Genomic DNA, 9,711 nt, shown 5'->3' with positions numbered 1-9,711 from the left:
CCCACAGGAACTCCGCTGGTTTCAAGATCAGCGGAGTTCCTGTGGGAGCGGGCTTGTCCCGCGATAGGGCCGGCACTGACGTCGCGATCAGAGAATCGACAGCGGGTAGTCGACGATCACCCGGAACTCGTTGACATCCCCTTCGGCCTGGTCGGCATTGCCCCGGTGGATCGCCTCGCGCAGGCGCACCGACAGGTCCTTGGCCGGGCCGGACTGCACCACGTACTTGGCTTCGAGGTTGGTCTCATGATGCTTGCCATCCTCGCCATAGCCATAGCCCAGGTACTTGCTGTCAGAGGCCATCTTGCTGCCGTCGATGCCATGGCCGTTGACGTAGCGGGCCATGAAGCTCAACCCCGGCACGCCGAAGGTGTTCATGTCCAGGTCGTAGCGCACCTGCCATGACTTTTCCTCCGGGCCGTTGAAGTCCGAGTACTGGATGGAGTTGGCCAGGAAGATTCCGTCACCGGTGTCTCCCGGGCCGTTGATGCCGAAGGCGACGTAGTCGAACGGGGTGTCGCCGTGCACTTTCTGGTAGGCCAGGGTGATGGTGTGCGCCGAGAGGAAGTTGTACGCGGTGGAGAACGACCAGGTGGTGTTGTTGATCGAGCCGGCGTCGGCGCGGCCATCGTCGTTGGTGCGGTAGAGGTTGAAGTCGAAGTTCAGCGACTGGTCGTCGGCCAGCGCCAGGATGTAGTTGGCGTTGCCGTAGTACTGGCGCCAGATGTCCTGCAGCTTGGAGCCATACAGCGACACCGACAGGGCGTCGTTGACCGCGTATTTGCCGCCTATGTAGTCGATGCTGTCGGCCTGGATGTTGGCGTAGGAGGCCCACAGGCCATGGTCGCCATTGGTGGTGACCGGGCCGTTGCCACCAGTGAAGTGGCCCGCCTCCAAGTCCAGCCCCTTGATCTCGCTGCTGAGCAGGTTGAAGCCAGTGGCCGTTTGCGGCAGCAGCCGTGTACCGCCGGCAGCGAACACCGGCGCGGTGGGTTGCAGGTCGCCCCAGCGCAGTTCGGTCTTGGAGATGCGCAGCTTCAATGCGCCCCCGGCGCGGCCATAGTCGTCTTCGGGGGCACCGTTGTCCCTGACGGGCAGGTTGCCGGTGCCGGAGGTGCCCTTGCCGCCGTCGAGCTTGACTGCCAGGTGGCCGAACGCTTCGACGCCAAAGCCCACGGTGCCCTGGGTGAAGCCGGAGCTGTAGTTGAGGGTGAAGCCTTGGGTCCAGTCGCGGCGATCCGGGCCTTGCGACTTGCCATCACGGTTGAAGTAGTAGTTGCGCAGGCGTGCGTTCAGCTCGCTGCCTTCGAAGAATCCCTTGGCTTCGGACTGGCTCGAAACGGCTTCGGCGAATGCGGCTTGCAACGGCGCGCACAGTAGCGCCGCGCTCAGCATGGAGAGTCGCAATGGCGACATGTCATACCCCTTGGTTGGAATTGTTGAGGCAGGTGTCTGAATAAAGGAATGTAATTGTTGTAAGGGTGCAGCCGGTATTGATGCCGGGCTACTAGTAACAAATGCCGCGCCGCGCATGCCATTTCGTTTCGTTGATAATCGAAATCACGGTTTTTGATTGCAGTATCGAGTGGCCAAGGGGTTAAAGTCGGCCCCGATAAAGTATTCGTGCACTCAGGACATCCCCCGTGCTAGAGCACCTCCTGGGTGGGCTCCACTTTATCGCCCTTTGGTTGTTTGCCGCCTGATCTCAGGCGGCTTTTTTATGCCTGGTATTTAATGAACTGTGGCGAAGAGCCATCTTTTCGCGCATTGATTTCAGTGCGCCTGGAAGGGCAGGGGGCAACTTTCCTGGCGCTGAAACAACAAGGCCGGTGACAAAAAATGTCACCGGCCTTGTTGTTTGCCGCAGGCGTTATATCAGTTGATCACGCCACCGCTTCGCGCCGGCTGCTGGCAACCTGAGTGTGGCGCAGTGTCGGCAGCAGGAAGGCGATCGACAGCAGGCAGGCACCGACCAGCAGCACGAAGCCGCCGTCCCAGCCGAAGTGGTCGACGGTGAAGCCCATCGCGGCACTGGCTGCGACCGAGCCGCCCAGGTAGCCGAACAAACCGGTGAACCCGGCAGCGGTGCCGGCGGCTTTCTTCGGCGCCAGTTCCAGCGCCTGCAGGCCGATCAGCATCACCGGGCCGTAGATCAGGAAGCCGATGGAGAACAGCGCGATCATGTCGACAGTGGGGTTGCCCGGTGGGTTGAGCCAGTACACCAGGGTGGCGACGGTGACCAGGGCCATGAACACGATGCCGGTCAGGCCGCGATTGCCACGGAAGATCTTGTCCGACATCCAGCCGCACAGCAGGGTGCCGGGGATGCCTGCCCACTCGTAGAAGAAGTAGGCCCAGGAGGTCTTGTCGACGGTGAAGTGCTTGGCCTCCTTGAGGTAGGTCGGCGCCCAGTCGAGCACGCCGTAGCGCAGCAGGTAGACGAAGACGTTGGCCAGGGCGATGTACCAGAGCATCTTGTTGCGCAGCACGTACTTGACGAAGATCTGCTTGGCGCTGAATTCCTGTTCGTGGCTGGCGTCGTAGCCTTCGGGGTAGTCGTTCTTGTATTCCTCGATCGGCGGCAGGCCCACCGATTGCGGGGTGTCGCGCATGGTAACGAAGGCGAATACGGCCACCAGCACGGCCACGGCGGCCGGTACATAGAAGGCGGCATGCCAGTCGTTGGTCCAGCCCAGGCCGAGGATGAACAGCGGGCCAATCAGGCCGCCACCCACGTTATGTGCCACGTTCCACACCGACACCACGCCGCCGCGCTCTTTCTGCGACCACCAGTGCACCATGGTCCGCCCGCTCGGCGGCCAGCCCATGCCCTGGGCCCAGCCGTTGATGAACAGCAGGATGAACATGATGGTGACGCTGGAGGTGGCCCAGTGTGCGAATCCGAACACGAACATCACCGCTGCCGACACCAGCAGGCCGAAAGGCAGGAAGTAACGGGGGTTGGAGCGGTCGGACACCAGGCCCATGAGGAACTTGGACAGGCCGTAGGCAATGGCGATGGCCGAGATGGCCAGGCCGAGCTGACCGCGGGTGTAGCCTTCCTCGTCGATCAGGTAGGGCATGGCCAGGGAGAAGTTCTTGCGCAGCAGGTAGTAGCCTGCATAACCGAAGAAGATGCCGGCGAAGATCTGCCAGCGCAGGCGGCGATAGGTACTGTCGACCTGTTCAGCGGGCAGCGGCGCCCGGTGCACGGCGGGGCGGAAGAAGGCAAACATCGGGGTACTCCAACGTTGTTGTTTTATCTGCGAAAGCGAATATTACATTTTCGTTACAGAAAAAAATATCGCTTTCACAGGCTGGAGTGTTGCTTTGCGAACGTTCCGTCAGATCGTGATCAGGGACGGGGTCTGGCTGTTGGGGTGGCGATGTCGCTGCGTTTGCTGGAGGCATCGGTGGTGGTGCTGGGCGGGGTAGGCTTGGCGGTTTAGGGCCATGGCGGGTGCGGTTCAAAACATCAAGGCCAGCCATCCCCCTGTGGGGGCGGGCTGGCCTTGATTTAGCGCATCACTGATTACGCGTCACCCGCCACACGGTATTGGCCAGGTCGTCGGCGATGATCAGCGCGCCTTTCGGATCCACTGTCACCCCCACCGGGCGGCCGCGGGTCTTGCCATCCTCACCCCGAAAACCGGTGGCGAAGTCGATTGGCTCACCCGCTGGTTTGCCATTGCTGAACGGCACGAAGATCACCTTGTAGCCGACAGGATTGGGCCGGTTCCAGCTGCCGTGCTCGCCCACGAACACGCCATCGGCAAATTTCTCGCCCATCGCCGGCAGGGAAAAATCGACTCCCAGGGCGGCGACATGTGAACCGAGGCTGTAGTCCGGCTTGATCGCGGCGGCGACTTTCTCCGGATTCTGCGGTTGCGCGCGGGTATCGACGTTCTGCCCCCAGTAGCTCCAGGGCCATCCGTAGAAGGCGCCTTCGCGCACCGAGGTCAGGTAGTCGGGCACCAGGTCCGGCCCCAACTCGTCACGTTCGTTGACCACCGCCCACAGTTGCCCCGAATCAGGCTGGATGGTCAGCGCCGTCGGGTTGCGCAGGCCGGTGGCGTAGGGCTTGTGCGCGCCGGTCTGGGCGTCGATCTGCCAGACCATCGCGCGGTCGATCTCCACTTCCATGCCGCGCTCGGTGATGTTGCTGTTCGAGCCGATGCCCACATACAGGTAGCGACCGTCCGGGCTGATGGTCAGCGCCTTGGTCCAATGGTGGTTGATCGCCGAGGGCAGCTCGGTAAGCGTGGTCGGCGGGCCATCGGCCTTGGTCTGGCCGTCCTGGTAATCGAAGCGCACCAGGGCATCCTGGTTGGCCACGTACAGCTTGCCATCGGCAAACGCCAGGCCGTAAGGGGCGTTGAGGTTGTCGGCGAACACTGTCTGCACTTCGTAGCGGCCGTCGCCATCGGCATCGCGCAGCAGCGTGAGGCGGTTGCCGCTTTTGACCTGGGTGTTGCCCTTGGCCTTGATCTGGCTGGCGATCACATCCTTGGGCTTGAGCTTGGCGGCATTGCCGCCACGGCCTTCTGCCACGATGATGTCGCCGTTGGGCAGGATCAGGGTCTGGCGCGGGATCTTCAGGTCGGTGGCGATGGCCGTGATGCTGTAGCCGTCCGGCACCTTGGGTTTCTGCTCGCCCCACAGTGCCGGTTCGGCGATCTTCATGCTCGGCAGCAGGCCACGTTCGGGGGCCGGAAGTTTCGGGTCGGGGCCGCGGGCCTGGGTGGCATCGCCGTCACCACCGCAGGCGGCCAGCAGCAGGCTCATGCTCAGGATCGACAGGGCAAGAGGCGTCTTCATGCGGCACCTCCCGAGCGCAGGTTGGTCAGGCCGACCCAGGTGGCGATGCAGGCCAGCACGCTGACGATCACCGACAGCACCAGCCCCGAGGGCATGACCGCCCAGGCGTCCTTGGCATGTTCGAAGGCGTTGACCAGCCCCAGCAGCCAGGTCACCACCAACAGCAGCACGTACAGCACCGGGCGACCGGCCTTGCGCTCGGCGCGCACCAGGTTGGCCAGTGCGAACAGCACGGCCAGGCCGCAGAACAGCAGCCCTCCGGCGATCAGCCAGGCGGCGAAGTTGCTCCACTGGATCTGGAAGGTCTGGTAGTAGGCGATGTCACTGATCAATGCCCCGAGAAACAGCGGCACGGTGCCGGCCAGCAGGGTCGCATGCAGCGGCCCGGGCGTGCACCGGTAGGGGTCGTGGACGGTCGTGGTCATGGCGGCTCCTTGTCGTTGGCGATGAAAGCCAGCGCGTTTACGCTGGCTGCGCCTAGGGAAGGATCACGCCGCAGGTCGGTTGGTTCAGTGCAATTTCGCGCTCAAGTATTTGGTTCGTGCAGCAAGTCCCCGTTCCGGTCCAGGTGATAGCGCTGAAGATCGCGCGCCAGGATCAAGCTGCCGTCGTAGTGGGCCTGGGCTTCGGCGTGGAGATCATCGATGCACGGGCTGCGCCGTGGATCGCCCTGGTAACGGGCGCTGAAGTGAGTCAACACCAGGTTCTTGACCCCAGCCGATTGGGCGAATTTCGCCACCGCCTCGGCACTGCTGTGTCCGAAGCTGATGCCGGTGCGCTCGATCAGTGGCTGGGTGAAGGTCGCTTCGTGCACCAGTACATCCGCGCCCTTGGCAACTTCTGCCAACAGCTCGGGGCGATCGTTGTCGCCACAGACGATGACCCGTCGCGCCGGTCGGGAGGCGCGCAGGTAGTGCCGTGGATAGAGCCTGCGGCCCTCGTGAACCACGGCAATGCCCTTTGCCAGCTCGCCCCACAGCGGGCCGCGCGGGATGCCGTCGGCCTCCAGGCGCGGGATGTCCAGGCGCGGCTCGGGATTGATCTCGGTGAACACATAACCACGGCTCGGCACTCGATGGGACAGCTCGACCGCATTGACCTGCAGGCTGGCGTTGCTCCAGTTGCCGAAGGTTTCGGCAGCGTGCAGGCACAGCTCGAAGGGCAGGTAGGTGTCGCTGACCGAAAGGCTCTGGCGCACCCAGTCGTGCAGGACAGTTGGCAGGATCAGCTCGAGTGGCTCGCTGCGCCCGGACATACCGGCGCTGGCCAGCAGACCGGGCAGACCGAAGCAGTGGTCGCCATGCACGTGGGTGATGAAGATCGCGCGAAGGTCGCGGACCGACAACGGCGTGTGCAGGAGCTGGTGCTGGGTGGCCTCGCCGCAATCGACCAGATACCAGCCGCTGCCGCTGGTGTCGATGACGGCCGTGGCGCTGACATTGCGCGCCTTGGTAGGCGCCCCGGCGCTGGTGCCCAGAAACAGCAGGTCCATGTGAAATGCTTCCAGAGAGTGTTGGCCCATTCTAAGGCGCGACACGCCTGTGGGCACAACTCGCGGTAGGCAGTGTGTCAGGCAAAGCTGCCGGTCTGCACCTCGCCACTGCGTCGGTAATGGGCGAGCAGTACCCCGCGTGGCGAGCTCAAGGACTCGACCAGGCTCAAGGCCGCCGGTTGCGCGTTGTCTGCGAACAGCCGTTTGCCGTGCCCGAGCATCACCGGGTTGATCAACAGGCGCAGCTCGTCCACCAATCCGGCTGCCAACAGTTGCTGCACCAGTTCGGCGCTGCCTTGGGTGAGCAGTGCCGGGCCGTCCTGCTGCTTGAGCGCGCGCACGGCCTGGATCACGTCAGCGCCCAAGGCGCGGCTGTTTTGCCAGTCGAGGGTGTCGGGGTGATGGGTGGCGACGTGCTTGGGCACCTTGTTGAACAGCTCGGCCATGGGCGTGTTGTCCGAATCCGCACCGACCTTGGGCCAGTAGTCGGCAAAGATGTCGTAGGTCCGCCGCCCCAGCAGCAACTCGAAAGGCTGGCTGAACAGCGCTTGCATGACATGGCCAAAGGTTTCGTCGGCGTAGGGTACGAGCCAGCCGCCGAAACCGAAGCCTTGGCTGGTGTCTTCCTGCGGGCCGCCGGGGGCTTGCATGACGCCGTCCAGGCTGACGAACGCGGCAACGATGAGTGTGCGCATGGGTATGTCCTCGCGAGGGGGTGTTCGGGGCAGTGGAAGAATAGGTCACTGCGGTGCCTGAACATTGGTCGAACGGGCAGGGCGCGAATCGACAGCCTGTTCTTTACCACTGGCAATCAGTCCCGCCTTTGGCACAAGCATCGCCTTGCAGGTGCGTTATAGTCCGGCGCGTGAACCCTTTCCCCACAGGAGTGCCGCCCGTGACCGAGTACACCGCGTTCAAGGTCGAACTGACCGACAACATCGCCCATGTGCAGATCAATCGCCCGGAAAAAATCAACGCGATGAACGCTGCCTTCTGGGAGGAAATCGTAGAGATCTTCCAGTGGGTCGACGACACCGAGGCGGTGCGTGCGGTGGTTGTCAGTGGCGCGGGCAAGCATTTTTCCTCGGGGATCGACCTGATGATGCTGGCCTCGCTGGCCGGCCAGATGGGCAAGGACGCCGGCCGCAATGCGCGCCTGCTGCGCCGTACCATCCTGCGTCTGCAAAGCTCGTTCACGGCTGTCGACAAATGCCGCAAGCCGGTGCTGGCGGCGATCCAGGGCTATTGCATCGGCGGTGCCATCGACCTGGTGTCGGCCTGCGACATGCGCTATTGCAGCGCCGATGCGCAGTTCTCGATCAAGGAAATCGACATGGGCATGGCCGCCGATGTCGGCACCCTGCAACGTTTGCCACGTATCATCGGCGACGGCATGATGCGTGAGCTGGCCTACACCGGGCGTATGATCGATGCCAACGAGGCGTTGCGCATCGGCCTGGTCAACCGGGTGTATGACGACCAGGCGGCATTGCTCGACGGAGTCTTTGCCATCGCCCGGGAAATTGCAGGAAAATCACCCATCGCCGTGGCCGGTACCAAGGAGATGATCAGCTACATGCGCGACCATCGTATCGACGATGGCCTGCAGTACATCGCCACCTGGAACGCTGCCATGCTGCAGTCAGAAGACCTGCGGGTCGCGGTGGCGGCCCATATGAACAAACAGAAACCGACGTTCGCCGACTGACCTCCTGACGGCGCACGCGCCTGAAGAGAGCCGAACATGTCAGCACGCTGGACTACCGCAGTACTCGACCCGCAGACCGCTGGCGGCCTGGCCGTCGCCCGCAGCCCTGCGGGGTTCCTGGTGGATGACAACGGTGCGTTGTTCCCGCGTGACTGGCTCAAGCGCCAGGAGCTGGACGTGCTCTGCGAGCACGGAATCGGTCATTTCGACGGCGAGCCGGTGTTCCTCCTGGAGCTGCGCACTGCCAGCGAACTGCCGGGCATGAGCTGGCGCGGCCTGCGCCAGTTCATGCTCGAAGGCGACTTCGACACCTACAAGCTGCTGGGTTATGCCGCACAGATCGGCACCTGGGCGCGCGAGCATCGTTTCTGCGGCAGTTGCGGCCAGCCGATGACGCAGATCCGCTGGGAGCGGGCGATGTACTGCCAGGCCTGCGACCTGCGCAGCTACCCGCGCATCTCGCCCAGCATGATCGTGCTGGTGACCCGTGGCGACGAAATCCTGCTGGCGCGTTCACCGCGCTTCGTCACCGGGGTGTACAGCACCCTGGCCGGCTTTGCCGAACCGGGCGAGTCGGCTGAGGATTGCCTGGTGCGCGAAGTGCGCGAGGAAGTGGCGGTGCAGGTCAAGAACATCCAGTACGTGGGCAGCCAGTGCTGGCCGTTCCCGCATTCGATGATGCTGGGCTTCCACGCCGAGTACGCGGGCGGCGAGATCGTCATGCAGCCTGACGAGATCGAGGATGCCCAGTGGTTCAGCGTACACGACCTGCCGCCATTGCCCGCCGGACGCTCCATCGCCCGTTACCTGATCGACCTGTACGTGGCGCGGCGGCTGGGGTTGGCGGAGCCGGTGCTGCCGACCTGACTCAGCCCTCAGGCCTGGCCGAACCAATGCTGCCAGGCCAGGCGCACGGTCAGTGCCAGCACCACGGTGATGAACACCGGGCGAATGAACTTGCTGCCGCCGCTGATCGCGGTGCGGGCGCCGAAGAACGCGCCGATCATCACCGACACGCCCATGGCCAGGCCGACGATATAGTCCACTTGCCCGGAAATCACGAACACCGTCAGCGCCGCGATGTTGCTGACGAAGTTCATGCTGCGCGCCACACCACTGGCACGTACCAGGTCGATGGGGTAGAGCAGCAGGGTGCTTACCGTCCAGAACGCACCCGTGCCGGGGCCTGCCACGCCGTCGTAGAAGCCTAGGCTGAAACCCTGGGGGAACTGCCATTTTTTCCTGATCGGTGCATCGGCATCCAGCGGCGCCTTGGGGGTGCCGCCGAACAGCAGGTACAGGCCACAGGCGAAGACGATCACCGGCAGCATCTTGTTCAGCCATTCGGCAGGCATGTAGTGGGCGATCACCGCGCCGATCAGCGCGCCGCTCAAGGTGCCGACGATCGCCAGGCGCCACTGGGCCGGGTGGAACAACTTGCGCCGGTAGTAGGTGAACCCGGCGGTGGCCGAGCCGAAGGTCGAGCTGAGCTTGTTGGTGCCCAGCACCAGGTGCGGCGGCATGCCGGCGGTGAGCAGGGCGGGGGTGGTGAGCAGGCCGCCACCACCGGCAATGGCATCGATGAAACCGGCGACGAAGGCCACTGCGGCGAGAATCAGCAGGGTAAGCGGTTCTACGGTGAGTTCGAAGGGCATGGGACGGCTTTCAGGCTGCAGGCGAGGGCGCGGCAAAA

Annotated in this window: 9 protein-coding genes; 2 read left to right on the top strand and 7 right to left on the bottom strand. The window is 63.7% G+C overall.

What is annotated here, in order from left to right:
- Positions 1 to 87: 87 nt before the first annotated feature.
- From HU748_RS24375 to HU748_RS24350, 6 genes are all read right to left on the bottom strand, one after another.
- Positions 88 to 1,416, bottom strand: coding sequence for an OprD family porin (locus tag HU748_RS24375; RefSeq protein WP_186668872.1), 1,329 nt, complete (start codon positions 1,414 to 1,416; stop codon positions 88 to 90).
- Positions 1,417 to 1,883: 467 nt separating this feature from the next.
- The gene (glpT, locus tag HU748_RS24370) at positions 1,884 to 3,236 is read right to left on the bottom strand and encodes a glycerol-3-phosphate transporter (protein WP_186668874.1); all 1,353 of its coding nucleotides are present in this window, start codon (positions 3,234 to 3,236) and stop codon (positions 1,884 to 1,886) included.
- Positions 3,237 to 3,525: 289 nt separating this feature from the next.
- The gene (locus HU748_RS24365) at positions 3,526 to 4,818 is read right to left on the bottom strand and encodes a sorbosone dehydrogenase family protein (protein WP_186722293.1); all 1,293 of its coding nucleotides are present in this window, start codon (positions 4,816 to 4,818) and stop codon (positions 3,526 to 3,528) included.
- Positions 4,815 to 5,243, bottom strand: a complete 429-nt coding sequence (locus tag HU748_RS24360; RefSeq protein WP_065861821.1) for a DUF2231 domain-containing protein — start codon at positions 5,241 to 5,243, stop codon at positions 4,815 to 4,817. The genes HU748_RS24365 and HU748_RS24360 overlap by 4 nt, the downstream gene beginning before the upstream one ends.
- 101 nt (positions 5,244 to 5,344) lie before the next feature.
- Positions 5,345 to 6,310, bottom strand: coding sequence for an MBL fold metallo-hydrolase (locus HU748_RS24355; protein WP_186722291.1), 966 nt, complete (start codon positions 6,308 to 6,310; stop codon positions 5,345 to 5,347).
- Positions 6,311 to 6,387: 77 nt separating this feature from the next.
- Positions 6,388 to 7,005, bottom strand: a complete 618-nt coding sequence (locus tag HU748_RS24350) for a dihydrofolate reductase family protein (protein WP_186711429.1) — start codon at positions 7,003 to 7,005, stop codon at positions 6,388 to 6,390.
- A 200-nt stretch (positions 7,006 to 7,205) separates the two neighbouring features.
- Between HU748_RS24350 and HU748_RS24345 the strand changes: the two genes are divergently transcribed.
- Complete coding sequence (locus HU748_RS24345) at positions 7,206 to 8,018, top strand: crotonase/enoyl-CoA hydratase family protein (RefSeq protein WP_186668879.1); 813 nt, start codon at positions 7,206 to 7,208, stop codon at positions 8,016 to 8,018.
- A gap of 36 nt (positions 8,019 to 8,054) precedes the next feature.
- On the top strand, positions 8,055 to 8,885 hold the full coding sequence (nudC, locus tag HU748_RS24340) for an NAD(+) diphosphatase (protein ID WP_186668880.1): 831 nt from the start codon (positions 8,055 to 8,057) through the stop codon (positions 8,883 to 8,885).
- Positions 8,886 to 8,893: 8 nt separating this feature from the next.
- Here nudC and HU748_RS24335 read toward each other — a convergent pair whose 3' ends face one another.
- A complete protein-coding gene (locus HU748_RS24335; RefSeq protein ID WP_186668882.1) occupies positions 8,894 to 9,673 on the bottom strand; it encodes a TSUP family transporter in 780 nt (259 codons plus the stop codon).
- Between the last annotated feature and the right edge of the window lie 38 nt (positions 9,674 to 9,711).

This window comes from Pseudomonas sp. RW3S2, assembly GCF_014268955.1.
GTDB classification, from domain to species: domain Bacteria; phylum Pseudomonadota; class Gammaproteobacteria; order Pseudomonadales; family Pseudomonadaceae; genus Aquipseudomonas; species Aquipseudomonas wayambapalatensis.
The sequence above is the reverse complement of the archived record's forward strand: the minus strand, read 5'-3'. Positions and strand labels throughout refer to the sequence as shown.

What these genes read in the sequence shown, in the direction of transcription:
- HU748_RS24365 (WP_186722293.1), bottom strand. Translation starts at nt 4,818, where the DNA reads ATGAAGACGCCTCTTGCCCTGTCGATCCTGAGCATGAGCCTGCTGCTG.
- HU748_RS24335 (WP_186668882.1), bottom strand. Translation starts at nt 9,673, where the DNA reads ATGCCCTTCGAACTCACCGTAGAACCGCTTACCCTGCTGATTCTCGCC.
- glpT (WP_186668874.1), bottom strand. Translation starts at nt 3,236, where the DNA reads ATGTTTGCCTTCTTCCGCCCCGCCGTGCACCGGGCGCCGCTGCCCGCT.
- HU748_RS24350 (WP_186711429.1), bottom strand. Translation starts at nt 7,005, where the DNA reads ATGCGCACACTCATCGTTGCCGCGTTCGTCAGCCTGGACGGCGTCATG.
- HU748_RS24375 (WP_186668872.1), bottom strand. Translation starts at nt 1,416, where the DNA reads ATGTCGCCATTGCGACTCTCCATGCTGAGCGCGGCGCTACTGTGCGCG.
- nudC (WP_186668880.1), top strand. Translation starts at nt 8,055, where the DNA reads ATGTCAGCACGCTGGACTACCGCAGTACTCGACCCGCAGACCGCTGGC.
- HU748_RS24355 (WP_186722291.1), bottom strand. Translation starts at nt 6,310, where the DNA reads ATGGACCTGCTGTTTCTGGGCACCAGCGCCGGGGCGCCTACCAAGGCG.
- HU748_RS24360 (WP_065861821.1), bottom strand. Translation starts at nt 5,243, where the DNA reads ATGACCACGACCGTCCACGACCCCTACCGGTGCACGCCCGGGCCGCTG.